Origin of the sequence: Pseudarthrobacter raffinosi (assembly GCF_023913835.1) — a bacterium.
GTDB lineage: Bacteria > Actinomycetota > Actinomycetes > Actinomycetales > Micrococcaceae > Arthrobacter > Arthrobacter raffinosi.
In genome coordinates this window covers 22,801-47,285 of sequence record NZ_JAMXBG010000016.1, presented here as the reverse complement: position 1 = coordinate 47,285, position 24,485 = coordinate 22,801, and the positions used below count along the sequence as shown (strand labels likewise).

Annotated in this window: 22 protein-coding genes; 5 read left to right on the top strand and 17 right to left on the bottom strand. The window is 66.3% G+C overall.

Annotated features, from left to right (window positions below; translation table 11 throughout):
* The first annotated feature begins 20 nt into the window (after positions 1–20).
* Genes NG697_RS15280 through NG697_RS15265 form a run of 4 tightly spaced genes read left to right on the top strand, consistent with a single transcriptional unit; the run spans position 21 to position 3,889 of the window.
* Positions 21–995 (top strand): sugar-binding transcriptional regulator, encoded by a 975-nt coding sequence (locus NG697_RS15280; protein ID WP_252598883.1) that lies wholly within the window; start codon positions 21–23, stop codon positions 993–995.
* A gap of 10 nt (positions 996–1,005) precedes the next feature.
* Positions 1,006–1,875, top strand: coding sequence for an aldo/keto reductase (locus NG697_RS15275; RefSeq protein ID WP_252598884.1), 870 nt, complete (start codon positions 1,006–1,008; stop codon positions 1,873–1,875).
* Positions 1,876–1,886: 11 nt separating this feature from the next.
* Positions 1,887–2,816, top strand: coding sequence for an alpha/beta fold hydrolase (locus tag NG697_RS15270; RefSeq protein WP_252607995.1), 930 nt, complete (start codon positions 1,887–1,889; stop codon positions 2,814–2,816).
* On the top strand, positions 2,813–3,889 hold the full coding sequence (locus tag NG697_RS15265; RefSeq protein WP_252598886.1) for a glycosyltransferase family 4 protein: 1,077 nt from the start codon (positions 2,813–2,815) through the stop codon (positions 3,887–3,889). Before NG697_RS15270 ends, NG697_RS15265 begins: the two co-directional genes overlap by 4 nt.
* Positions 3,890–3,911: 22 nt before the next feature.
* Here the strand turns inward: NG697_RS15265 and NG697_RS15260 are convergent, their stop codons facing one another.
* The 13 genes from NG697_RS15260 to pyrR form a co-directional block, all read right to left on the bottom strand.
* Positions 3,912–6,074 (bottom strand): primosomal protein N', encoded by a 2,163-nt coding sequence (locus NG697_RS15260; protein ID WP_252614590.1) that lies wholly within the window; start codon positions 6,072–6,074, stop codon positions 3,912–3,914.
* Positions 6,075–6,085: 11 nt separating this feature from the next.
* Entirely contained in the window at positions 6,086–7,321 is a 1,236-nt protein-coding gene (gene metK / locus NG697_RS15255; RefSeq protein ID WP_252598888.1) for a methionine adenosyltransferase, read from the bottom strand.
* Positions 7,322–7,399: 78 nt separating this feature from the next.
* Complete coding sequence (gene coaBC / locus NG697_RS15250; protein ID WP_252598889.1) at positions 7,400–8,650, bottom strand: bifunctional phosphopantothenoylcysteine decarboxylase/phosphopantothenate--cysteine ligase CoaBC; 1,251 nt, start codon at positions 8,648–8,650, stop codon at positions 7,400–7,402.
* 29 nt (positions 8,651–8,679) lie between these two features.
* Positions 8,680–8,940, bottom strand: coding sequence for a DNA-directed RNA polymerase subunit omega (gene rpoZ / locus NG697_RS15245; protein ID WP_056340218.1), 261 nt, complete (start codon positions 8,938–8,940; stop codon positions 8,680–8,682).
* Positions 8,941–8,979: 39 nt separating this feature from the next.
* Entirely contained in the window at positions 8,980–9,552 is a 573-nt protein-coding gene (gene gmk, locus NG697_RS15240; protein ID WP_252614589.1) for a guanylate kinase, read from the bottom strand.
* 48 nt (positions 9,553–9,600) lie between these two features.
* Complete coding sequence (gene mihF / locus NG697_RS15235) at positions 9,601–9,918, bottom strand: integration host factor, actinobacterial type (RefSeq protein ID WP_168223552.1); 318 nt, start codon at positions 9,916–9,918, stop codon at positions 9,601–9,603.
* A 111-nt stretch (positions 9,919–10,029) separates the two neighbouring features.
* On the bottom strand, positions 10,030–10,902 hold the full coding sequence (gene pyrF, locus NG697_RS15230) for an orotidine-5'-phosphate decarboxylase (RefSeq protein ID WP_252598891.1): 873 nt from the start codon (positions 10,900–10,902) through the stop codon (positions 10,030–10,032).
* On the bottom strand, positions 10,895–14,239 hold the full coding sequence (gene carB / locus NG697_RS15225) for a carbamoyl-phosphate synthase large subunit (protein WP_252607997.1): 3,345 nt from the start codon (positions 14,237–14,239) through the stop codon (positions 10,895–10,897). The genes pyrF and carB overlap by 8 nt, the downstream gene beginning before the upstream one ends.
* Positions 14,239–15,513 carry a glutamine-hydrolyzing carbamoyl-phosphate synthase small subunit gene (gene carA, locus NG697_RS15220; RefSeq protein ID WP_374209941.1) on the bottom strand — a complete coding sequence of 425 codons (1,275 nt, stop codon included), beginning with the start codon at positions 15,511–15,513 and terminating at the stop codon, positions 14,239–14,241. Before carA ends, carB begins: the two co-directional genes overlap by 1 nt.
* Positions 15,494–16,015, bottom strand: a complete 522-nt coding sequence (locus NG697_RS15215) for a PH-like domain-containing protein (protein ID WP_252614588.1) — start codon at positions 16,013–16,015, stop codon at positions 15,494–15,496. The genes carA and NG697_RS15215 overlap by 20 nt, the downstream gene beginning before the upstream one ends.
* Positions 16,015–17,361 carry a dihydroorotase gene (locus NG697_RS15210; RefSeq protein WP_252614587.1) on the bottom strand — a complete coding sequence of 449 codons (1,347 nt, stop codon included), beginning with the start codon at positions 17,359–17,361 and terminating at the stop codon, positions 16,015–16,017. The genes NG697_RS15215 and NG697_RS15210 overlap by 1 nt, the downstream gene beginning before the upstream one ends.
* On the bottom strand, positions 17,361–18,380 hold the full coding sequence (locus NG697_RS15205; protein ID WP_252598895.1) for an aspartate carbamoyltransferase catalytic subunit: 1,020 nt from the start codon (positions 18,378–18,380) through the stop codon (positions 17,361–17,363). The genes NG697_RS15210 and NG697_RS15205 overlap by 1 nt, the downstream gene beginning before the upstream one ends.
* Positions 18,377–18,964 carry a bifunctional pyr operon transcriptional regulator/uracil phosphoribosyltransferase PyrR gene (gene pyrR, locus NG697_RS15200; protein ID WP_056340241.1) on the bottom strand — a complete coding sequence of 196 codons (588 nt, stop codon included), beginning with the start codon at positions 18,962–18,964 and terminating at the stop codon, positions 18,377–18,379. The genes NG697_RS15205 and pyrR overlap by 4 nt, the downstream gene beginning before the upstream one ends.
* A 100-nt stretch (positions 18,965–19,064) precedes the next feature.
* Here pyrR and NG697_RS15195 point away from each other — a divergent pair, with 100 nt between their 5' ends.
* Positions 19,065–20,327 (top strand): PrsW family intramembrane metalloprotease, encoded by a 1,263-nt coding sequence (locus NG697_RS15195; protein WP_252608000.1) that lies wholly within the window; start codon positions 19,065–19,067, stop codon positions 20,325–20,327.
* A gap of 39 nt (positions 20,328–20,366) precedes the next feature.
* Here the strand turns inward: NG697_RS15195 and NG697_RS15190 are convergent, their stop codons facing one another.
* From NG697_RS15190 to NG697_RS15175, 4 genes are all read right to left on the bottom strand, one after another.
* Complete coding sequence (locus tag NG697_RS15190; RefSeq protein WP_252614586.1) at positions 20,367–21,212, bottom strand: triose-phosphate isomerase family protein; 846 nt, start codon at positions 21,210–21,212, stop codon at positions 20,367–20,369.
* A 9-nt stretch (positions 21,213–21,221) separates the two neighbouring features.
* Complete coding sequence (locus tag NG697_RS15185; RefSeq protein ID WP_252598899.1) at positions 21,222–22,580, bottom strand: MFS transporter; 1,359 nt, start codon at positions 22,578–22,580, stop codon at positions 21,222–21,224.
* A 156-nt stretch (positions 22,581–22,736) separates the two neighbouring features.
* Positions 22,737–23,504, bottom strand: a complete 768-nt coding sequence (locus NG697_RS15180; protein WP_252608002.1) for an SDR family NAD(P)-dependent oxidoreductase — start codon at positions 23,502–23,504, stop codon at positions 22,737–22,739.
* A gap of 11 nt (positions 23,505–23,515) precedes the next feature.
* Entirely contained in the window at positions 23,516–24,484 is a 969-nt protein-coding gene (locus tag NG697_RS15175; RefSeq protein ID WP_252598901.1) for a 3-hydroxyacyl-CoA dehydrogenase family protein, read from the bottom strand.
* Position 24,485: the final 1 nt, after the last annotated feature.

Sequence of the window (24,485 nt, the reverse complement as noted above, 5' to 3'; positions counted from 1 at the left end):
ACGTGCAGAATGGAGTCCGAATGACGCTCTCCCGGCACTCAGATGCGCTTCGGGCTGCACAGATGTATTACCTCCAGGACCTGACGATGGACGCGATCGCCCGGGAATTGCGGACATCCCGGTCCACTGTTTCGAGGCTTCTGTCGGCGGCCAGGGACACTGGACTGGTCCAGATCCAGATCCGCAACCCCCTTGATACGGGCCCCGAACTCGAAAGCATGATCCGGCGCGAGTACAACGTGGACGTGCACGTTGTTCCGGTGCTGGAGTCCTTGAACGAGGCGGAAACACTGGACCGCGTGGCCATGCAGGCTGCACGCACCATCGGCCCGCTGGTGGATTCCAATGCGATCATTGGCATCGCGTGGGGTTCCACGCTCAGCGCGGTCAGCAGGCACCTCACCCGCAAGATCACCCATGACACCGTTGTGGTGCAGCTGAACGGCGCCGGAAACATGCACACCACCGGTATCACCTACGCCAGTGACATCATGCGCCGCTTCGGAAGCGCCTACGGAGCCCGGGTGGAACAGTTCCCCGTTCCGGCGTTCTTTGACCACGCCGCCACCAAGACCGCCATGTGGAATGAGCGCAGCGTGCAGCGGATCCTGAACCTGCAGGCCAGGATGAGCATCGCAGTCTTCGGCGTCGGATCCGTGGACGCGGACTACCCCAGCCACGTCTACGCGGGTGGGTACCTGGACGAAAGCGACCTCAAGGTGCTGGCCCATTCAGATGTGGTGGGTGACGTCGCCACGGTGTTTTTCCGGCGTGACGGATCCTCTGACGGCATCGTCCTGAACGAACGCTCCACCGGTCCGGCGCTCTCCCAGCTGCGCCAGGTCCGGCGTCGAATCTGCGTGGTCTCCGGGGCATCGAAGATCAACGGTCTGCGCGGTGCCCTCTCCGCCGGCCTCGCCACCGACCTGATCTTGGATGAAGCCACCGCGCGCCGCCTGGTGGGCTTTGGCGGTGCCGCCCGGCCCAATGGGTAAAGTCAATGCTATGAAAACCTCACCCCGCCTCAGCCTCAACAACGGCGTGCTGATTGACCAGTTGGGATTCGGGCTGTACAAAGTTCCGGCAGCGGAAACATCCGGCCTGGTGGCCACGGCCCTCGGCACCGGATACCGCCACTTTGACACGGCAGCGATGTACGGCAACGAAACCGGCGTGGCGCGGGGGCTCGGCCCCGCCATGGATTCCGAAGGCAGAAGCGGCGGCTCCGGGGAATCCTCGCCCGGCCTGCGGCGCGAGGACGTATTCATCACCACGAAGGTCTGGAACGATGACCAGGGGTACGACTCAACCCTCCGTGCCTTCGATACCTCCATGGTCAACCTCGGCCTGGACTACGTGGACATGTACCTGATCCACTGGCCCTGCGCCAAGCGGGATCTGTTCACCGACACATACCGAGCCCTCGAAACGTTGTACCGCGAAGGCAAAGTCCGGGCCATCGGCGTCTGCAACTTCCAGCCCACGCACCTGGACCGGCTGCTCGAGAGCGCCGAAGTGGTGCCCGCCGTGAACCAGATTGAACTGCACCCGTGGCTCCAGCAGGCGGAGCTGAGGGACAAGCACCACGCCCTGGGCATCCGGACGGAAGCCTGGAGCCCCCTGGGGCGCGGGCACGTGCTGGCGGATCCCGTGGTGCTTGCCCTGGCCGCCGAACATGGCCGGACTCCTGCCCAGATCATCCTCCGGTGGCATGTCCAGCTGGGAAACATCGCCATCCCCAAGGCAAGCTCCGAGGCCCGGATCCGGGAAAACCTGGACGTCTTCGGCTTTGACCTGTCAGACCGCGACATGGCAGCCCTTGCCGAGCTTGACCGCGGTCAGCGCACCGGGTCCCACCCCGACAACGTCAACTAGGACCGAGGGTCATGAAAACCGCCGATCATCAGCCATCCCCTGTGCCCTCCTTCTTCAGCGCCGGGCTGGCCGCCCGCACCCAGGCCGCCGACATCGTGATTAACGGCAGCACCGTGGCGTACTGGACTTACGAACCGATCCAGGCCACACCGGACACCCGCACCATCCTGGTCATCCATGGTTTCCGCGGCGATCACCACGGCCTGCTCCGGGTTGCAGACCAGTTGCCGGAAATGCGCATCATCATGCCGGACCTGCCGGGGTTCGGCAGCTCCGCCGCGTTCGTGTCCGGGAAACATTCGGTGGAGCAGTACGGCACCTTTGTCACCGACTTTATGGCGGCGCTCGGCCTCGGCCCGGACACCGTGCTGTTGGGGCACTCCTTCGGCTCGATCGTCGCCGCCCATTTTGTCGCCACCCACCCGGGTACCGTCACACCGCTGATCCTGATCAACCCCATCGCCATGCCTGCCCTGGAAGGCCCCAAGGGCATCATGACCAAGCTGGCCGTCCTCTACTACCGGCTGGCGGCCCGTCTCCCCCGCCCGCTGGGACTGGCACTGCTGCGCAGTCCGCTGATCGTCAGGGTCATGAGCGAGGCCATGGCCAAGACCGGCAACAAGGACCTGCGCCGTTTCATCCACGGCCAGCACCACGCCTACTTCAGTGCGTTCGCCGACCGGGAAAGCCTCCTCGAATCGTTCACGGCGTCCGTGAGCGGCCACGTGGCAGAGGTTGCCGGGAAACTGACATTGCCGGTGCTCCTGGTCGCCGGCGAAAAGGACGAGATCGCCACCCTGCCGGACCAGCACCGCCTCGCCGCGCTCCTTCCGGACGGCGTCCTCAAAGTCATTCCCGGCGTCGGCCACCTCATCCACTACGAAACGCCCGGACCGGCCGCCGGCTTCATCCGCAGCTTCCTTAAGGACCACCCCGCGTGAAGATTGTCATCGATGCACGATTCACCCGGACCGACCACCACGACGGCATCAGCCGTTACGGGGCCAGCCTCATCGCCGCCACGGCGAAGGTGGCCGAGGTTTCCATGCTTATCAGCGACACGCGCCAACTGGCGCTGCTCCCGGATGTTCCGTACACGTTGATAAACAGTCCGCTGTCCCCGCTGGAGCTGTTCGTGGCCCGCAGGATCAACCCGCTGGGGGCAGACGTTGTGGTGTGCCCCATGCAGACCATGGGCAGTTGGGGGCGCAAGTACGGCCTGGTCCTGACCCTGCACGACCTCATCTACTACGAGCACCCCGCTCCCCCGGGATTCCTGCCGGCACCCGTCCGCGTGCTCTGGCGGCTCTACCACAAAGCGTTCTGGCCGCAGCGCGTCCTCCTCAACCGGGCGGACACTGTGGCCACCATCAGCCGGACCACGGAAGCGCTGATGGCCAAGTACCGGCTCACCAAAAGGCCGGTGCGGATCATCAGCAACGCCCCGCAGCCCGCGCAGGAACCGCGCGACCCTGCCACCGGGGCGGACCATTCGCTGGTGTACATGGGCTCGTTTATGCCCTACAAAAATGTTGAAACAATGGTGGCCGGCATGTCCGAGCTGCCTGATTTCACCCTGCACCTGCTGAGCAGGATCACCGCCGAGCGCCAGGCCGAGCTGGAGATCATGGTGCCGCCGGGTGCCACGGTGGTCTTCCACAACGGGGTCACCGATGACGAATATGCCGTCCTGCTCAAGCGCGCCACCGCACTGGTGAGCCTCTCCCGCGCCGAAGGCTACGGTCTTCCCCTGGTGGAGGCCATGGCCCTCGGCACGCCGGTCATCGCCAGCGACATCCCGATTTTCCGCGAGGTGGGCGGCGACGCGGCAACCTACGTTGATCCCGCATCCCCGGCAGAGTTCGCCGCGGCCGTGCAGAAACTGCGGGACGACGCCCACTGGCGGCAGGTGTCCCGCCGTTCCGTGGCACGTGCGCAGGAGTTCAGCTGGGACGAATCCGCGCAGCAGCTGGTGGACGTGGCCCACGACATCATGGCGCGGCGCAGCCGCTGACTGGTGCCGCCAAAGGAAGCCGCTAGAGGACGTCCACGCCGTCCAGCCTGACCTGGACCGGTTCCGTGGTCCTCTTGGCGGCGGCCGCAGCCCTTGTTGCACGTAACACCCGGGTGACAGTGGCTGCCTGCCCGTATGCGAAGAACAGCAGGGTCCGGGCGTCCTCCCCGGCCCCCGCGGCACCTCCGGCACTCCCTGCTCCCCCGACGGCCGCTGGACCGGTGAGGACCAGCGGCGCCGGTCCCGCGGTCCGCAGCGTCACGCCGGCGGCGGCCAGCTCCTTCTCCACGGTCCCGGAAAAATGTACGACGGCGGCCCGGGGGCCGGTGACCGAGGCAATCCTGACCGCCGGCGGCAGCTGGAGTTCCATCCGGAGTTCCAGCTCGCGCCGGGCGTACCCGGCCGGGTCCCACCGCAGCAACGCGCCAACAGCAACACTTTCCGTCGCGGTGATTACCACCAATCCGCCGTCGGACGCCGGGCGCACCAAAGCCGCGGCGTTGAACCAGCGGCGGACCGTGTCTTCCCCGGCGCGGAGGTTCTCCCGGCGGAGCAGGGAGTCGCCGTCGAGGAGCAGCGCCGCTGCGTAACCGCCTTCCGCCACGGGCTCGGCCCCGACGGTGGCCACCACCAAGGCCTTGGCGCTGCCAACGCCGGCCTTGATGTTGCCGCCCGAGGACGTAATGACGGTTTTTCCGGGAAATGCCCTGCCCAGCTCTTCGGCTGTGCGCAGGACGCCCGTGGCGCCCTTACGGAGCTTGTGCCCCGCGCAATGGGCACACTGCCACTCCGGCGCCGGCGTGGAACACCAGCGGCATTGCGGGACCGCAGAACTGCCGGTGGCTCCGGCCAGGGCAAGGGGACCCTGGCAGGCCTGGCAGCGGGCGGGTGCGCGGCACGTCTCACAGACGAGCGACGGCGCGTAGCCGGCGCGGGCCACCTGCACAAGGACGGGCCCACGTTCCAGCCCGTCCTTGGCAGCCCGCCACGCGGCACCGGGAAGCCGCGCAACCAGGGCCAGGGGGTCGCGTTCCTGTTCGAAGCTGTCCGCCGTGTTCAGCACCCGGGGCACGGTCCGCCGTGCGAACGCCCGATCGGCCTCAACGGGCATGGCCCAGCCGGCCTCCACCAGCCGCTGGAGTTCCGTGCTCCTGGAATGACCGGCCATGAGGCAGGCTGTGCCTTCCAGGTCCGCGCGCAGCAGCAGCACGTCGCGGGCATGGGCGTACGGGGCGCGCTGTTCGATGTGGAGGTCATCGCCGTCGTCCCAGCAGGCAACAAGGCCCAGATCCCGGACCGGGGCAAACGCTGCTGAGCGCGTGCCGATGGCTACGCGCGCGGACCCGGCAAGGAGGCGCAGGAAGTTCCGGTAGCGGGGGGTGGGCCCGTCGTCGGATGTCAGGCGGGCGATATCGTCGGCGGGCAGCACCGCCAGGAGCGCCTTTTCCAGCTGGTCCAGGTCCCGGTAGTCCGGCACCACCACCACGGCGCCGCGGCCGGAGGCACGGACTGCTGCCACGGCCGTTGCAATCAGTTGCGGCCAAGCTGCCGGGCCGAATCCCTGAATCGGGTTGAAGACCGCCCGTGGGGATCCGCCGTCCCTCAGGTGGCGGACAAATGCCGGGCCGTTGCGGTAACCGGCCCAGTCTGCTTCTATCCCGGCAGGGACGTCCTGGCCGGTCAAAGCCCCGGCATCGGTCGGCAGGTCCGGTGACGCCGGCTCTGCTGACGGCAACGAGAGGAAGTCCTTCTCGAGCCTCGCCATGCGCGGAGGCACCGCGACGCGAAGGACGTCACTGACCGTGCCCGCATACCGGGCCGCGACGGCGGACACCAGATCCCGGACAGCCGGCGTCAGGACGACGACGGGAGAGACCACCTTCTGCAGGGGCACCAGGGTGTGGCCGGCGTCGGATTCTTCAGTCCGTTCAATGATGAACCCGGACAGGTCCTGGCCGTTGAAGCTGACCTTTACCCGGACGCCGGCCTGTGCGGCCCCGTCCAGTTCGGCCGGCACGCTGTAGTCGAAAGGCCGGTCCAGATGCGGCAGCGGCGTCTCCACGAGGACCCTGGCCACCGGAAGGTGCGCGGCCAGCGGGGGCCCGGACGGCCTGGCCTTCGCCGGGAAGCCCTGCAGCAGCGACAACTGGACGGCGCCGGGAGGGACAGACTCATCAGAGGCCATGGCGGACTGGCCTACGCGTTGAAGAAGGCCTTCAGGTCCTCCACCCGGTCCAGGCGCTCCCAGGTGAAGTCGGGATCGTCACGGCCGAAGTGTCCGTGCGCGGCGGTCTTCGCGTAGATGGGACGCTTGAGGTCCAGGGCATCGATGATGGCACGCGGGCGGAGGTCGAAGATCTCCGCGATGGCGGCGCTGATCCTGGCCGGGTCCACCGTCTCGGTGCCGAAGGTCTCGACGTACGTGCCCACGGGGCGGGCCTGGCCGATGGCGTAGGCAATCTGGATCTCGGCGCGCTTTGCCAGTCCGGCCGCCACGACGTTCTTGGCAACCCAGCGCATGGCGTAGGCAGCGGAACGGTCCACCTTGGAGGGGTCCTTGCCCGAGAAGGCGCCGCCGCCGTGGCGGGCCATGCCGCCGTAGGTGTCCACAATGATCTTGCGTCCGGTCAGGCCGGCGTCACCGACGGGCCCGCCGATGACAAACTCACCGGCCGGGTTCAGGATGTTGGCAGCCCGGGAAATGTCCAGGTTGGCTGCAGCCAAGACGGGCTCAATGACAAAGGCGGCGAGGTCCGCGCGCAGCCGGTCCAGGCTGGTGCCTGCGGCGTGCTGGCTGGAGATGACGACGGTTTCGACGGAGACCGGGACGTCCTTGTCGTAGCCGATGGTGACCTGGGTCTTGCCGTCGGGGCGGAGATAGGACAGTTCGCCGGACTTGCGTACCTCGGTGAGGCGTTCGGACAGGCGGTGCGCGATCCAGATCGGCACCGGCATGTAGGACGGGGTTTCGTCGCTCGCGTACCCGAACATCAGGCCCTGGTCGCCGGCGCCCTGGAGGTCGTAGTCGTCCTCCTGGCGGCCTTCGCGGGCTTCGAGGGAGTTGAAGACACCCCCGGCGATGTCGTTGGACTGCTGTCCGATGGAGACGGACACGCCGCAGCGGGCACCGTCAAAGCCGTTGGCCGAGGAATCGTAGCCGATGCCCAGGATGGTTTCCCGGACGATCTGCGGGATTTCGACGTAGGCGTCGGTAGTGACCTCACCGGCAACATGGACCAGGCCGGTGGTGGCCATGGTCTCCACGGCGACGCGGGACTCGGGATCCGCGGCGAGCAGTGCATCCAGGATGGCGTCACTGATCTGGTCGCAGATCTTGTCCGGGTGGCCTTCAGTGACCGACTCGGACGTGAAGAGCCGGAGGGCGGAGGGCGTGGCCCCGTGGGTGTGGGGAATGTGCAGCGGTAAAGTCACTCAACTACCTTACTGGTTGGGAATCGGACGTCCGGCGGCGTGTGTCCCCGTGCTAAGGAAACGGTGCGTGGCTTTCGGTCAGGCGCGTGGCGAAACGTGGTTCAGCTCATAGCCGACCCGCGTGATGACGGCGGCCGAAACCTCTGTTTTGGTTCCGGCGGCCAGTTGTGGTTCGGCGCCGGAGCGGGCAAGGATGACTACCGAGTTGCTGTCCTGGCCAAAAACCTTGTCCGATCCCACATGATTGACCACCAGGAGATCGCAGCCCTTGCGCTTGAGCTTTGCCTCCGCGTAGGTCAGGACGTCGCCCTGGCCGTCACCGGTCTCTGCCGCGAAGCCCACAATCAGCTGGCTCCGGCGGCTGGCATGGTTTTCGGGAGCGTGGTCCCGGACCTCGACCAGTTCCTGGAGGATGTCCGGGTTCCGGACCAGGGAAATGACGGGGTCCGCGGTGTCATCACGTTTCTTGATCTTGGTGCCGGAGATCTCCGCGGGGCGGAAGTCCGCCACGGCCGCAGCCATGATCACGACGTCGGAATCCGCCGCGGCTGCCAGCATGGCCTCGCGCAACTCCAGCGCGGTCTCAACGGTCACGACGTCGACCCCTGCTGGCGCCGGAACCTCCATATGGGCGGCAACCAGGCGGACCGTGGCACCCGCGTTGCGGGCGGCGACGGCCAGCGCCACGCCCTGCTTACCGGAGGACCGGTTGCCTAGGAAACGGACGGGGTCCAGCGGTTCCCGCGTTCCGCCTGCACAGACTGTGACGGTCCGCCCGGCCAGCGGAAGCTGGTAATCGGACTGGCCCTGGGCGAGTGCCATGGCGGCGTCGAAGATGGCTTCGGGCTCAGGCAGGCGGCCCGGACCGGAGTCGGTGCCGGTGAGCCGGCCGCTGGCCGGTTCCAGGACGGCCACTCCCCTGCTCCGCAGCGTTTCAACGTTGGCGCGGGTGGCGGCGTGCTGCCACATCTCCGTGTGCATGGCGGGGGCAAAGAGTACCGGGCCGCTGGCCATGAGCAGCGTGTTGGTGAGGAGGTCATTGGCTTGTCCGGTGGCCGCGCGAGCCAAAAGATCGGCCGTCGCGGGCGCCACCACAATGAGGTCGGCCTCATGGCCGAGCCTGACGTGGTTGACCTGGTGCACGTCGTCGAAGACGCTGTTGCTGACCGGGTTCCCGGACAGGGCCTCCCACGTGGCGACACCCACAAAGCGGGTGGCTGCCTCGGTGGGAATCACCGTGACATTGTGGCCGGCTTCAGTAAAAAGCCGGAGGAGCGATGCGACCTTGTAGGCCGCAATCCCTCCCCCGACTCCGAGGACTATGCGCACGTGACCTCCGTCAACAGGGCAGTCTGAACTTACTCTGCGGCTTCGATCGGCGTGGAAACGAGCTTGCCTTCGTTGATTTCGCGCAGGGCGATGGACAGCGACTTCTCGTTCAGCTTGGTGTCGACCAGGGGGCCGACGTACTCGAACAGGCCCTCGTGCAGCTGGGCGTAGTAAGCGTTGATCTGACGTGCACGCTTGGCACCGAAGATCACCAGGCCGTACTTGGAATCAGCTGCCTTAAGCAGTGAGTCGATCGGCGGGTTGATGATGCCTTCAAGGTTCGTGGACACGAATTCTCCAAATTCTAACGGGCTGGCTGCTACCGGCTACTAGTGCGGGTGCGGGGTCAGCCCCATGAGTGAAACAAGCTCGTCCGCTGCCCGGCGAACGTCATCATTGATGACGGTGTGGTTAAACTCCGGTTCAGCGGCAAGTTCCAGTTTAGCCGTTTCCAGCCGCTGCTGCTGCTCCTGCTCAGTTTCCGTGCCGCGACCCACCAGTCGGCGGACCATTTCGTCCCAGCTGGGCGGCGCCAGGAACACAAACTGGGCGTCAGGAACGGCCTGCTTGACCTGGCGTGCACCCTGCAGATCGATCTCCAGCAGGACGGACCTGCCGGCCGCGATGGCCTCGTCCACGGAACTCCGCAGCGTGCCGTAGGTGTTCTGGCCGTGGACTACGGCCCATTCCAGGAACTCGCCGGCCGCAACGAGCGACTCGAACTCTTCCATGGACTTGAAGAAGTAGTGGACGCCATCCTGCTCACCGGGCCGCGGAGCGCGGGTGGTGGCCGATACGGAAAGCCAGACTTCGGGGTAGTTATCCCGGATGTAGGTGGACACGGTGCCTTTGCCAACAGCCGTCGGACCAGCGAGGACTGTCAGTCCCGGTTTCTTGCTCACGTATTCCTTTGCGGCGGAGTTTGGGTTCGGGCGCCTCTAGGAAACGCCCTATTTCTCGTCTATAAAATCTACCAGCGCCTGGCGCTGGTGAATGCCCAGCCCGCGGAGACGGCGGGATGCCGCTATGCCCAACTGCTCCATAATGGCTGCAGCCCTGACTTTTCCGATGCCCGGCAGGGCCTCCAACAGCTCCACCACCCGCATCCGGGCCAGGGCGTCATCCGCGGCGGCGGCACCGATAAGGTCCGCTGCCGACGTCTTGCCGTTTTTGAGGCGCTCTTTGGCGGCCGCCCTGGCGGCCCGCGCGGCGGCCGCCTTGTTCAGGGCCGCCGCGCGTTCCGAAGGAGATAAGGGTCGCAGGCTCATGGAGGACACCCCCGGATTCATCGGCTGAGTCCAAGGCGACCGCCGTTGGACTTGTCCTGAAACCTACCCCTTGGTGGGCGGTGAATCAATGGATGCCAGCATTGAGGGCGCCTATTTGCCGATGAGCCCCTCAAGAGTGCGCAACGCAGCATCACGGAGACCCTGGGTCCCTGGACCGGCAGCCAGGATATCCCGGCTGGACGTCCCCAGGACCTGCGGGTACGCCGCCCCGAAGGTTCGGCGCAGGTCTGCCGGTGTGGCACCCTGGGCGCCCAGTCCCGGGGCCAGGATGGGTCCACGGACCGCCGGGAGGTCCAGGTGCAGGTCAGTCAACGCTGACCCCACAGTGGCGCCGACGACGAGTCCAACGGACCCCAGGCCGCCGGCATAACGGCTGTTCTCTGCCGCTGCCGCCTCGACGATCCGCCGGGCCACGGAGTCGGCTCCGCCCACATGCTGCACGGAAGCCCCCTCCGGGTTGGAGGTCAACGCCAGGACAAATACGCCCCGGCCGTAGTCCGCTGCCAGGTCAAGCGCCGGGCGGAGCGACTCAAACCCCAGGTACGGGCTAAGGGTCACGGAGTCGGCAGCCAGGGACGAGCCGTCCCGCAGCCAGGCGTCTGCGTAGGCAGCCATCGTGGAGCCGATATCGCCCCGCTTGGCGTCAGCAATGGTGAGGACCTGCGCCTGCGTTGCCGCGGCCAGGACCTCTTCCAGGACTGCCATCCCGGCCGAACCGTGGCGCTCGTAGAGCGCCACCTGCGGCTTCACCGCGGCAGCGAGCGAACCGATGGCTTCCAAGACCGTCAGCGAAAACCGCCTCAGCCCTGCGGCGTCGTCGGCGAGTCCCCAGTCCTTCAGGAGTGCCGGGTGCGGGTCAATGCCCACGCACAGCGGGCCGCGGGCCGCCATGGCCGCCCCGAGCCGGGAGCCAAAGGACTCCCGGCCGGCGGGGCTTGATGCGGCGGAACCGGCCTCAGGCATTCTGCGAAACCGCAGACTCGGCCGCCGCGTTCTCCGCAGCTGCCTTCTGGGACGCCACCAGGGCGGCGGCGTGCTCCTGCAGGCTGGTCACTGACCACTCGTAGGTACGCATCGCCTCGATGGCCTGCACCGCCGCGTTGAACTCGGCCACCGTGGTGATGCAGGGGATGCCGATGGAGGTCGCGGCGGCACGCAGGGCGTAGCCGTCGCTGCGGGCCTCGCCGCCGGAGGGGGTGTTGAAGACCATGTCGATCTCGCCGGCGATGACGAGGTCCGCGATGGTGCCCTCACCTTCGGCACTGCTGCCCTCGGCGACCTTGCGGACCGTGCTGGCCTGGATGCCGTTGCGGCGCAGGACGTCGGCGGTGCCACCGGTGGAGACGATCTCAAAGCCGAGGTCCGAGAGGCGCTTGACGGCCATGATAACCGCACGCTTGTCCCGGTTGGCCACGGAGACGAAGATCTTGCCTTCAGTGGGCAGGGCGTTGTTGGCTGCTGCCTGGCTCTTGGCGAAGGCGGTGTCGAAGTGCTTGTCGATGCCCATGACTTCGCCGGTGGACCGCATCTCCGGGCCGAGCAGCGAGTCCACTACCTTGCCTTCCGGAGTACGGAAGCGGCTGAACGGAAGCACTGCTTCCTTGACCGAGACCGGCGCGTCGAGCGGCAGCGTGGAGCCGTCGCCGGTTTCCGGAAGCATCTTGTAGGCGGTCCGGAGCTGGTGGATGGTGACGCCCGTGCCGATCAGCGCGGCGGCCTTGGCCATCTGGACGCCCGTCGCTTTGGAGACGAACGGCACGGTGCGGGAGGCACGCGGGTTCGCTTCGAGCACGTAGAGAACGTCTGAGGCCAGCGCGAACTGGATGTTGATGAGGCCGCGCACGCCCACGCCCTCGGCGATGGCGCGGGTTGCCGTGCGGACACGCTCGATCACGTTGTTGCCCAGGGTGATCGGAGGGAGGACACACGCGGAGTCGCCGGAGTGGATGCCGGCTTCCTCGATGTGCTCCATGATGCCGCCCAGGTACATGTCGGTGCCGTCAAAGAGGGCGTCGACGTCGATTTCGACGGCGTCCTCCAGGAAGCGGTCGATCAGCACCGGGTGGTCCGGGGTGATTTCGGTGGCGTTGGCGATGTACCGGGAGAGGTTCGGCTCGTCGTAGACGATTTCCATGCCGCGGCCGCCGAGCACGTAGGACGGGCGGACCAGGACAGGGTAGCCAATCTCGTCGGCGATCTTCTTGGCGTCGTCGAAGGAAACAGCGGTGCCATTCTTCGGGGCGATCAGCCCGGCATTGTCGAGTACGCGGGAGAACTCGCCGCGGTGCTCGGCGAGGTCGATCGCTTCCGGGGACGTGCCCAGGATGGGGACGCCGGCGTCGGCCAGCTGCTGTGCCAGCTTCAGCGGCGTCTGGCCACCGAGCTGCACAAAGACGCCCATTACGCCGCCTGTGCGTTCCTCGGCGGCGATGACCTCGAGGACGTCCTCAAGGGTCAGCGGCTCGAAGTACAAGCGGGTGGAGACGTCGTAGTCGGTGGAGACGGTCTCCGGGTTGCAGTTGACCATAACGGTCTCATAGCCGGCCTTACGCAGCGCCATGGAGGCGTGGACGCAGGAGTAATCGAATTCGATGCCCTGGCCGATGCGGTTGGGGCCGGAACCGAGGATCAGGATGGACGGCTTGGAGTGCAGCGCAATCTCGTCCTCCTCGTCGTATGACGAGTAGTGGTACGGGGTGTAGGCGGCGAACTCGGCGGCGCAGGTATCCACCGTCTTGTAGACCGGACGGATCCCGAGGGCCTGCCGGACACCGCGGACCACGGCTTCGGGGTTGTGCGTGAGGGCGCCGATCTGCTCGTCCGAGAAGCCGTGGCGCTTGGCGCGCTTGAGCATCTCCACGGTCAGGGATCCGGCCTTCCGGATCTCGTGGGAGATCTCGTTGAGCAACTGGAGCTGGTCCAGGTACCAGGGGTCGATCTTGGTGGCTTCGAACAGCTGTTCCACGGTGGCGCCGCCGAGCAAGGCACGCTGGACCTGGTGCAGGCGTTCCGTGGTGGGCCGCTTGGCCTTCTCGATCAGCTCCGGGACTTCCCATTCGGGGACGGAGGTGAAGTCCAGCTGCGAGCCCTTCTGTTCCAGGGAGCGGAGCGCCTTCTGCAGCGCTTCGGTGAAGTTGCGGCCCATGGCCATGGCTTCGCCCACGGACTTCATGGTGGTGGTGAGGGTGTCATCTGCGGCCGGGAACTTCTCGAAAGCGAAGCGCGGAACCTTGACCACCACGTAGTCCAGGGTGGGTTCGAAGGACGCCGGGGTCTTCTGCGTGATGTCGTTCGGGATCTCGTCCAGTGTGTAGCCGAGGGACAGTTTGGTGGCGATCTTGGCGATGGCGAAGCCCGTGGCCTTGGACGCCAGGGCGGAGGACCGGGACACGCGCGGGTTCATCTCGATGACCACTACCCGGCCGGTGTCCGGCTCGATGGCGAACTGGATGTTGCAGCCGCCGGTGTCCACGCCCACCTCACGGATGACGGCGATGGAGATATCGCGCAGCCGCTGGTATTCACGGTCCGTCAGCGTCAGTGCAGGTGCCACGGTGATGGAGTCGCCGGTGTGCACGCCCACGGGGTCGAAGTTCTCGATGGAGCAGACCACCACGACGTTGTCGTTTTTGTCGCGCATCATCTCAAGCTCGTATTCCTTCCAGCCGAGGATGCTCTCTTCAAGCAGCACTTCGCTGGTTGGGCTGTACTGCAGGCCCTGGCCGACGATGCGGCGGAGGTCATTTTCGTTGTAGGCCAGGCCGGAGCCGAGGCCGCCCATGGTGAATGAGGGCCGAACCACCATCGGGTAGCCGAGGTCCTCGGCCGCGGTGAAGGCCTCGTCCAGGGTGTGGATGATGTGGCTGCGGGCCGATTCGGCCCCGCAGCGTTCCACTACGCCCTTGAACTTTTCGCGGTCCTCGCCGAGCTCGATGGCGGCGATGTTCGCGCCGATGAGCTCTACGTTGTACTTTGCCAGCACGCCGTTCTTGTCCAGCGCGATGGCCGTGTTCAGCGCAGTCTGCCCGCCGAGGGTGGGCAGGATGGCGTCAGGGCGCTCCTTGGCGATGATCTTCGCCACCACCTCGGGGGTGATGGGCTCGATGTAGGTGGCATCGGCGAACTCGGGGTCCGTCATGATGGTGGCCGGGTTCGAGTTCACCAGGATGACCCGCAGGCCTTCCTCCTTGAGGACACGCAGTGCCTGGGTGCCGGAGTAGTCGAACTCAGCGGCCTGGCCGATGACGATCGGGCCGGAACCGATGACCAGGACGCTCTTAAGGTCAGTTCTCTTAGGCATTACTTCTTGTCCTCAGTCTTGGAATCGGTGGTGTTCTTGGTGCCGGCTGCTTTTGTGTCCGCCATCAGGTCGATGAAACGGTCAAACAGGTAGGCGGCGTCGTGCGGGCCGGCCGCGGCTTCCGGGTGGTACTGCACCGAGAAGGCGGGTATGTCCAGGCACGCGAGGCCTTCGACGACGTCGTCGTTAAGGCTGATGTGGCTGACCTCAACGCGGCCGTATCGCTCCTCGGGAGCCTGCGTGGCGCCGTCGAGCGGTGCGTCCACGGCGAAGCCGTGGTTCTGCGAGGTGATCTCCACTTTGCCGGTGCGGCGGTCCAGGACGGGCTGGTTGATGCCGCGGTGGCCGTAGCGGAGCTTGTACGTCCCAAAGCCCAGGGCGCGTCCCAGGATCTGGTTGCCGAAGCAGATGCCGAAGTACGGCAGTTTTTCGTCCAGGACGGAACGCAGCAGCTTGACCTGGGCATCGGCCGTGGCGGGGTCGCCCGGGCCGTTGGACATAAAGAAGCCGTCCGGGTTGACGGCCTTGACGTCCTCGAGGGTGGACGTTGCCGGCAGGACATGGACCCGGACGCCGCGCTCGGCGAAGCGGATGGGGGTCATGGCCTTGATGCCGAGGTCGATCGCGGCAATGCTGAAGCGCGGCTCGCCGTCCCAGCCGTGTTCCTGGGGGTCCACCACATAGGCTTCGCTGACGCTGACTTCCTCGGCCAGGCGGGCGCCTTCCATCGGGGCGCTGGCCAGGACTGCGTCCAGGAGTTCCTTGTCCGTGGCCTTGGCCGCGCCGCCGGAGAAGATGCCGGCCCGCATGGTCTTGTGCTCGCGCAGGTGGCGGGTAATGGCGCGGGTGTCCACGCCCTGGATACCGACTATCCCCTGCTCAATGAGCTCCGCGTCCAGGGAGCGTTCGGAGCGCCAGCTGGAGGGGCGGCGGGCAGCATCGCGGACGATGTAGCCGGCCACCCAGATACGGCGGGACTCGGCGTCGTCGCTGTTCACACCAGTGTTGCCGATGTGCGGCGCCGTCTGCACCACCAGCTGGCGGGCGTAGGAAGGATCGGTGATGGTTTCCTGGTAGCCGGTCATGCCGGTGGCGAACACCGCTTCGCCCAGGGCAGTGCCCTGCGCGCCGTAGCTGGTGCCGCGGAACATGCGGCCGTCCTCGAGGACCAGCACCGCCGGTGTGGGAACTGTGGTGGAAAGGGCTGCTGGTGCCGCAGTCCCTGCTTTTACTGTCGCTGTTTCTGTCACTGTCTTACTTTCCACTCTGGGGATCTGCCTGGCGGGCCGCGGCGATCAATTGCTGAAGGGAGTCATAGAGGGCGTCTTTGTCGGCGGCCCGGCGGGTCCGGAAGCCCGTGTCGAATTCGTGGGTCCCGAGGTCCCAGGTGAGGACCAGGAGTCCGTCCTTTTCAACGAATTTGCCGGCCATTCCGCTTTCCTGCCGGACGGCGGTGAGGCTGCCAGCCGGGATGTAGAGCGCCGGGGCACCGGTTCTGTCGAAGAGGACGCCGTGCGGGTACACGCTGAGAACGGCATTGGTGCGGATGCCGAGGCGGTGTACCGCGATCCGGTCCAGCCAGTCTCCGGCGGTGGTGGACGCAACGTACTGGCCGTCGGCTCCGGCGAGCGGGACCCCGGGCGCCTCGGGTACGTCGGGCAACCGGCCGACGTCGGCCTGCCGCCTGAGTCGGTTGCGCCAGCCTACCCAGATCATCAGCAGGACGACGGCGATGAGCGCGGCCGTGATGAGGCCGGTGAGTAGTTTGGTGTCCATCAGGAGGCGCCTGCCGCGGACGGTTCGCGGTACGGCGTGTTGAGCTGGCCGTCCAGGACGGTGGGGTGGCCCTTGTAGAACGTGGCCACCACCTTGCCCGGCAGCTCCAGGCCGGCGAACGGGGAGTTGTGGCCCATGGTTGCCATCTTGGCTGGGTCAACGGTCCACCGGGCAGCCGGGTCCACCAAAACAATGTTGGCGGGTTCGCCGGCGTCCAGTGGACGGCCCTGGTCCGCCACTCGGCCGATCAGGGCCGCCGCGGTGGAAGTCACGCGGGCGAAATCGGCCCAGGTCATGAGGCCGGTTTCGATCATGGTGTGCTGGACCACGGACAGCGCGGTTTCCAGCCCGGTCATGCCCATCGCGGCCTGCGCCCACTCGCATTCCTTGTGCTCGCTCGGGTGCGGGGCGTGGTCGGTGCCCACCACGTCAATGGTGCCGTCCGCCAGGCCGGCGCGCAGTGCCTGCACATCTGCATCCGTCCGCAGCGGCGGGTTGACCTTGTACACAGGGTTGTAGCTGCGGACCAAGTCGTCGGTGAGCAGGAGGTGGTGCGGGGTGACTTCGGCGGTGACGTTGATGCCGCGTTCCTTGGCCCAGCGGATGATCTCCACGGAGCCGGCGGTGGAGACGTGGCAGACGTGCAGGCGGGAGTCCACGTGCTGCGCCAGCAGGACGTCACGGGCGATGATGCTCTCCTCGGCCACCGCCGGCCAGCCGGTGAGTCCCAGGACGGCGGAGACGGCGCCCTCGTTCATCTGGGCCCCGGCGGTAAGGCGGGGTTCCTGCGCGTGCTGGGCCACCACGCCGTCGAACGCTTTGACGTACTCCAAGGCGCGGCGCATCAGCACCGGATCATGGACGCAGATGCCGTCGTCGGAGAACATGCGGACCTGGGCACGGGAATCTGCCATGGCACCGAGTTCGGCGAGCTGTTCGCCGGCCAGGCCGACGGTCACGGCGCCGACGGGACGCACGTCCACCCAGCCGGCCGCGCGGCCCAGGCTGTGGACCTGTTCCACCACACCGGCTGTGTCCGCCACCGGGTTGCTGTTGGCCATGGCGTGGACCGCGGTGAAACCGCCCAGGGCGGCGGCGCGGGTGCCGGTCTCCACGGTTTCGGCATCTTCGCGGCCGGGTTCGCGCAGGTGCGTGTGCACGTCCACCATGCCGGGCAGTGCCACCAGGCCGGCGGCTTCGATGACGGCGGCGCCGTCCACGTCTGGGTGGGTGGCAGCGGCTGCGCCCCGGGCGGCGATGACGCCGTCACTGATGAGCAGGTCCTCGGCCCCGGCGCCCAGGATTGATGCACCGCGGATCAGGTAGGTTCCGTTGTTCTCTGCCATCAGTTGCTCTCCTTGGTGGAATGGTTGCGGGTCGCGCCCGCTGTGGCGGCTGGTTCGCGGGTATCCCCGGAGAGCAGCAGATAGAGGGTGGCCATCCGGACCGAGACGCCGTTGCGGACCTGTGCAAGCACAGTGGAACGGGGCGAGTCGGCGGCGGCGGAGGAAATCTCCAGGCCACGGTTCATGGGTCCGGGATGCATGATGATGGTGTCCTTCAGTCCCAGGCTGTCCAGCGCCCGGAGCCGGTTGTCATCGAAGCCCCAGCGGCGCGAGTATTCGCGGGTGGACGGGAAGAACGAGGCGTTCATCCGCTCGCCCTGCACGCGCAGCATCATCACGGCGTCCACACCCTGCGCCAGGGTGTCATCCATGTCGTAGCTGACCTTGCACGGCCAGTGTTCGACGCCGATGGGCAGCAGGGTGGGTGGCGCCACAAGGGTGATTTCGGCGCCGAGCGTGCGGAGCAGCCAGACGTTGGAGCGGGCCACGCGGGAGTGCAGGACGTCCCCGGCGATGGCTACGCGCATGCCTTTGAGGTCCGCCCCGGTCGAGGCAGAGCCGGCCAGCTGTGACCAGTGCCGGCGCATGGTGAAGGCATCCAGGAGGGCCTGCGTGGGGTGTTCGTGGGTGCCGTCGCCGGCGTTGATGACGGCGGCGTCGATCCAGTCCGTCGCGGCGAGCCGGTGCGGCGCGCCCGAGGCCCAGTGGCGGATCACGACGGCGTCCGCGCCCATGGCTGCCAGCGTTTGGGCCGTGTCCTTGAGGGATTCGCCCTTGGAGACGGAGGAGCCCTTTGCGGCGAAGTTGATGACATCGGCGGACAGCCTCTTGGCGGCCGCTTCGAAGGAGATCCGCGTGCGGGTTGAGTCTTCGAAGAAGAGGTTCACCACGGTGCGGCCGCGGAGGGCCGGGAGCTTCTTGACTTCGCGGTCCCCGACGGCAGCCATTTCCTCGGCGGTGTCGAGGATGCGGATGGCGTTGGCCAGGCTGAGGTCTTCAGTGGAGAGGAGGTGTTTCACGCGCCGCCCTCGATAACCACTTCGTTGACTACGGAACCGTCGGCTGCGGTGTCGGTTTCCTCCAGGCGGACCCGGACCTTCTCGGCGGACGAGGTGGGCAGGTTCTTGCCCACGTGGTCGGCGCGGATGGGCAGCTCACGGTGGCCGCGGTCGATCAGCACAGCGAGCCGGACGATCCGGGGACGGCCGAGGTCGATGATGGCGTCAAGGGCGGCACGGATAGTGCGGCCGGAGTACAGGACATCATCGATGAGCACCACAACCTTGTTATCGATTCCCGTTCGCGGGAGCTGTGTGGGGTACGGCGGCCTGGTGGGCTGGTGGGAAAGGTCATCGCGGAACATGGTGACGTCCAGCTGCCCGACAATGGCGGTGGCGTCCACGGTGGGGTCCGCGGCCGCAATCTTGTGTGCGAGGCGGACGGCCAGCGGGTAGCCGCGGCGCGGAATGCCCAGCAGAACCAGGTCCTTGGACCCTTTGTTGGCCTCAAGGATCTCGTGGGCGATTCGAGTGAGTGCACGGTCGATGTCCGCCTGGTTGAGGACAACCCTGGCTGGAACCGGTGCGTTTGTGACAGAAGTCAAACTCTCGTCTCCCCTTTCCCCGCCTCACGGGACGGAATTAAAAAAGGATCATTTGCGTCTCAAAATTACCACATCGGCAGGGGCATCATAGGCTTCCAGTATGTCCATGCACCCTCATCAGCCGGGTTCCGGCCAGGCCGGCGGGCCGGCCGGCCCACCGGATCCTTTCCCCACGCAGGCGAACCCCAGCTGGATGGGCCGGGTTGAACCGGAGTACTACCGGCCCGCGCCCGGAACCAACGCGGCCAGGCTGCCGCCGCTGGGGCCTCCGCAGGCAACCCTGGCTGGCCGCCGGCCCGCAGGCCTTCTGGCACTCACGGTGGGCGGCGCCGCCCTTGTTTTCCTGAGCCTGTTCCTGGTGGTGCCGTTCTTAGTGGCCAACATCGGCGTGGGCGGGTTCCTGGCAGGGTTTGTGCTGTCACTGATCCCGCTGTCCGCGGTGCTCCTTGCGGTTTATCTGATCGACCGGTGGGAACCGGAACCCAAGCGGCTCCTGGTCTTCGCGTTCACCTGGGGCGCTGCGGTGTCCATCGCGGTCACGCTGCTCATCCAGCCGTTCTTCGCCCTGACTTTCCAGTTCAGCGAGGTGGCTGACTTCCAGACGTTTATGGCCACCGTCCAGGCGCCTGTAGTGGAAGAGTTTGCGAAGTCCCTGGGCCTGCTGATGATCCTGCTGCTGGCGCGCAAACACTTCGACGGTCCGGTGGACGGCATAGTCTTCGCCTTCACCATCGCCGGCGGCTTCGCGTTCACCGAAAACATCCTCTACTTTGGCCGGGCCATCGCTGAATCCGCCAACCCGGGAACGGATCTGGCCCAGGTCTTCCTCCTCCGCGGCGTGATGTCACCCTTCGCCCATGCCATCTTCACGGGGTCCACCGGCCTCATCATGGGTTTCGCCGCCCGCCGCTGGCACTCCGGAGCCTCGGTGCTGGCCTTTGTCATCGGGCTGATCCCCGCGATGCTGCTGCATAACCGGTGGAACAGCATGGGCGCGGGGTTCCTGGCGGAATACATCCTGGTCCAGGTGCCCATCTTTGTGCTGGCCGTTGTGGGCATCGTCCTCCTCCGCGTCGCTGAAAACCGACTCACCCGCCAACGGCTGATGGAATACTCCGCGGCTGGCTGGTTCAGCCCCGCCGAGGTGGAACTGCTGGCCACCCCGCGCGGCCGGCGGACCGCCCTGCAGTGGGCGGCCGGCTACCACCGCCGCCCGCAGATGAAGGCGTTCCTCCACGCTGCCACCCAGCTCGCCTTCATCCGGCAGCGCATCCTCAGCGGCCGCGACGTCCGGCTGCACCAGATGGAGGAGCAGCAGCAGCTGCAGCGGATTCTGTCCCTGCGCGCCGCCGTCGCGGGCTGACTCGGGCGCCGTTCGGTTCCTCCTGTTCGGTTCCTCCGGCTAGGTTCCCCGGAGAACCTCCTGCAAAGCCGTCATTGACAGTGCCTCATCAAGGACTTTGCCGAAGTTCGCCGCATCGTGGGCGAACCGGCCCAGGAAGAGCCCGGAGACGCTGTCGAGCGCGGGCAGCAGCCCTGGCTTGGCCGACCCGCCATAGATAACCGGCGGGTCCCCCAACGCGTCACCTGCCTCGTGCGAATGGGCAGCCAGCAGCGTCCGCAGTGAACGCACCACGGCGGCGACGTAGCCTGCATCGGCGGGCTCCGTTGCGCCAATGGCCCAGACCGGTTCGTAGGCGATCATGAGCCGGGATGCCAGGGCCCAGTCACCGCCGACCGCCTCGTCGATCTGCTGATGGACAAATGCAGCCGCTCCGCTGGCTCCGGTCCCGCTTTTTTCACTGCGTGTGTCCTCGCCCACGCACAGCAGCGGGGTGATGCCGGCGTCGTCGGCTGCCTTGACTTTCCGGGCGATCATGGTGTTATCCTCGCCGAAGTGCCGCCGCCGTTCGGCGTGGCCGATCTCCACGAGGCTCACCCCAAGCTCGGCCAGAAGCGACGGCGACACCTCACCTGTCCACGGGCCGTCCGCCCAGCCGCAGTTCTGGGCTCCCAGCAGAAGCGGTGATCCTGAGATGACGCCGCTGGCGGCCGGAAGGACCGGGAAGGAAGGGATCACAAACGGGACCACCCGCCCGGCCGCAAGGGCCGGACGGGAGTCGACTTCATGCTGTATGCGGGCGAGCCAGTCCAGGCAGTCCCGGTATCCCATGTACATCTTGGTGCTGACGCCGATGTAGAGGATCTCCGGGGTGCCGCTCTGGTCCGCGCTGCTGCATTCAGTCATGGTGTCCGGTCACTTGTTATCGAGCAGATCGTCGGCCTTGTTGCGGAACCTCTTCGTGGCGTACATCATGATGGCCGCCAAGAACGGAAGGACACCCAGGGCGTACACGCCCATGGTGCCGGTGTCCGATGCGGTGACCTGGTTGACCGTGGTCCGCAGGATGGGGGCCACGAAACCGCCCAGGTTACCCAGCGAGTTGATCAGGCCGATGCCCGCAGCGGCCGCCGTTCCGGTGAGGAACGCCGTCGGGTAGGACCACGCGATGGGACCGATCGAGAGGAAGCTGCACACCGCGAGCGTGATGAAGATGATGCCCAGCGCCGGGAGGTGGTTGGAGCCCGCCCAGGCGGAGCCGAAGATGCACAGGCCGGTGGAGATAAACAGCCCGGTGCCCCAGACACGGCGGCGGACGATGGTGTTGGCCGCCTTGCCGATGAAGTAGCACGCGAAGATGCCGAAGAACCAGGGGATGGCGGCCAGCAGGCCCACTTCGATGCCCACCTTCTGCCCGGTGAGCTGTGCCACCTGCTGCGGCAGGTAGAACGTCACGCCGTAAACGGCGATCTGGAGGCAGAAGTAGATGGCGGTGAAGTACCAGACCTTGCGGTTCTTCATGGCGGCGAGGACACCGCGGGGGCCGTCCTTTTCCTTGACCCCGTCCTCGAGGGCCATAACGTCCAGCAGCGCCTTCTTCTCGTCCTTGTCCAGGAATTTCGCGTCTTGGGGGGTGTTGATGAGGAAGAAGTAGGCGGCAATACCGGCGAGTACTGCCAGCATGCCTTCAACGAAGAACATGACCTGCCAGCCGGCAACGCCGGGAACCTGGTCGCCGATGTTGATGAGCCACCCCGACAGCGGGGCGCCCATCATCTGGGAGAACGGCTGGGCCAGGTAGAAGATGGCGAACATCTTGACGCGGACCTTGTTGGGGAACCAGGCGGCCAGGAACATGATGACGCCCGGGAACAGGCCGGCCTCGGTCACGCCGAGCAGGAAGCGCAGGATGATGAAGGAGGTCTCGCCCTGGACGAAGGCGAAGCAGGCCGAGACGATGCCCCACGTGATGGCGATGCGGGCCAGCCACACCTTGGCGCCGAACTTGGTCAGCAGCAGGTTGGAAGGGATCTCGAACAAGGCGTAGCCGATGAAGAAGATACCGGCACCCAGGGCATATGCGCCGGCGGTGATGCCCCTGTCCACTTCAAGTGCTGCCTCGGCGAAGCCCACGTTGGTGCGGTCCAGGAAGGCCACGACGTACAGGATGACGAGCATCGGCATCAGCCGGAAGGAGGCTTTGGAGATCGCCGATTTGAGGACCGGTGAATCCAGTAACTCCTTGGTGGCATTTGTTCCAGTGGTGACAGTCATTCAAACTCCTCGTTGAGTAAGCAGGTGAGCAAATCAGTGGAAGGTGGAGCGGTTAGAGCGAGAATGCGATGAGTATTGCGCCGATCAGGCAGGCGAACACGCCCACGGCCAGGTAGATTCTGCGTTCCTTGGTCCAGGTGCCCATGGTGGTCCTTCCTAGTGCATGTAGAGTCCGCCATCCACGTTCAGTGTCTGGCCGGAGATGTATCCGGCGTCCTCGCTGATGAGGAAGGCGATGGCTGCTGCGATGTCGCGGGTGGATCCGACGCGGTTGACCACGAGGTCCTTGGTGAGTTCGTCTTTGCGTTCCTGGCTGAGGGTGCCGCCCATGATGTCCGTGTCGACAGGGCCGGGGGAAATGGCGTTCACCGTGATGTCGTACTCCCCCAACTCGCGGGCGGTGGCGCGGGTCAGGCCGATGACCCCTGCCTTGGCCGCGGAGTACGGCGTTTTGGAGAAGGTGCCGCCGCCGCGTTGGGCGGACACGGAAGAGATGTTCACGATGCGTCCGATCCGGTTCTTCGCCATGGATTCGGCGACGCGGCGGGTGGCGTAATGGACACCGTTGAGGTTGATGCTCATTACGCGGTCCCATTCAGCGGCGTCCAGTTCAAGATACGGAACAGGTGAGCTGACGCCGGCCACGTTGGCCAGTGCGACGACCTGCGGCAGCTCTGCTTCGATCGAGTCGATAGCTGCGCGGACGGAGGCTTCGTCGCCGACGTTGGCGCCGACGCCGTGGGCCTTCACGCCGTACTGGGCGGCGATTTCCTTGGCGGCGGCTTGGGACTGGGCGTCGTCCAGGTCGATGATGCCGATGTTCCAGCCCTGGGCGGCCAGGTAGCCGGCCGTGGCGCGGCCGATACCGCGTTCGGAGACGGCGCCCGTGATGATGGCGGTGCGTTCAGCAGGGAAAGTGGCCATGGAAATGCTCCTTAGTTGATGGGGGCCGGGCCGAGCTCGTCGATGAGCTTCTGCATGGCCACGTAGGCCCGGTTGCGGTAGGCGATGAGTTCCGGGGTGCGTTCGGCCGGGACGTTGAGGAAGCCCGCGCCGGACTTGGTGCCGAGTTTGCCCGCTTCCACCAGGTCACTCAGGATCTTGGGCGTGGCGAAGCGTTCCGGGAATTCGGTCTGCAGTGACTTGTAGCAGAAGTTGTACACGTCCAGGCCGGCCATGTCTGCGATGGCGAACGGACCGAAGAACGGCAGGCGGAAGCCGAAGGTGGTGCGGACCAGGGTGTCCACGTCCTCAGCGGTCGCGATTCCCTGCTCCACGAGCTGCGCGGCCTCGTGGAACAGGGCATACTGCAGGCGGTTCAGGACAAATCCGGTGACGTCTTTGACCACCGCGGTCTGCTTGTTGGCGGCATGGACCAGATCCCGGACGGCGCCGATGGTGGCGGCCGAAGTGCCTGCATGCGGGATGATCTCCACGCCAGGGATAAACGGGGACGGGTTCGAGAAGTGCACGCCCAGGAAGCGCTCCGGGTTGGCGACCGGCTCGGACAGCTCCGCGATGGAGATGGTTGACGTGTTGGAGCCGATGACGGCATCGGCCCGGGCAGCGGCGCTGATCCGTGCCAGTGTCTGGTGCTTGATGGCGATGACTTCGGGTACGGCTTCTTCGATGAAGTCGGCACCCGCCACGGCTTCCTCGATGTCCTTGGCGACCCAGAGGTTCTGCTTGAGGATGGCGGTGGAACCCTCGGGGAACAGACCGTCGGCGACGAACTGGTCGGATTCGGCCAGCAGCCGGTCATAGTTCTTCTGCGCCACCTCGGCGGAGACGTCGGCCAGGGCGACGCGGGCTCCGCCCAGTGCCAGGACCTGGGCAATGCCGCCGCCCATGTAGCCCGATCCGACGACGGCGATCTTGCGTGAGCTGTTAGGTGTTGTGGTCATG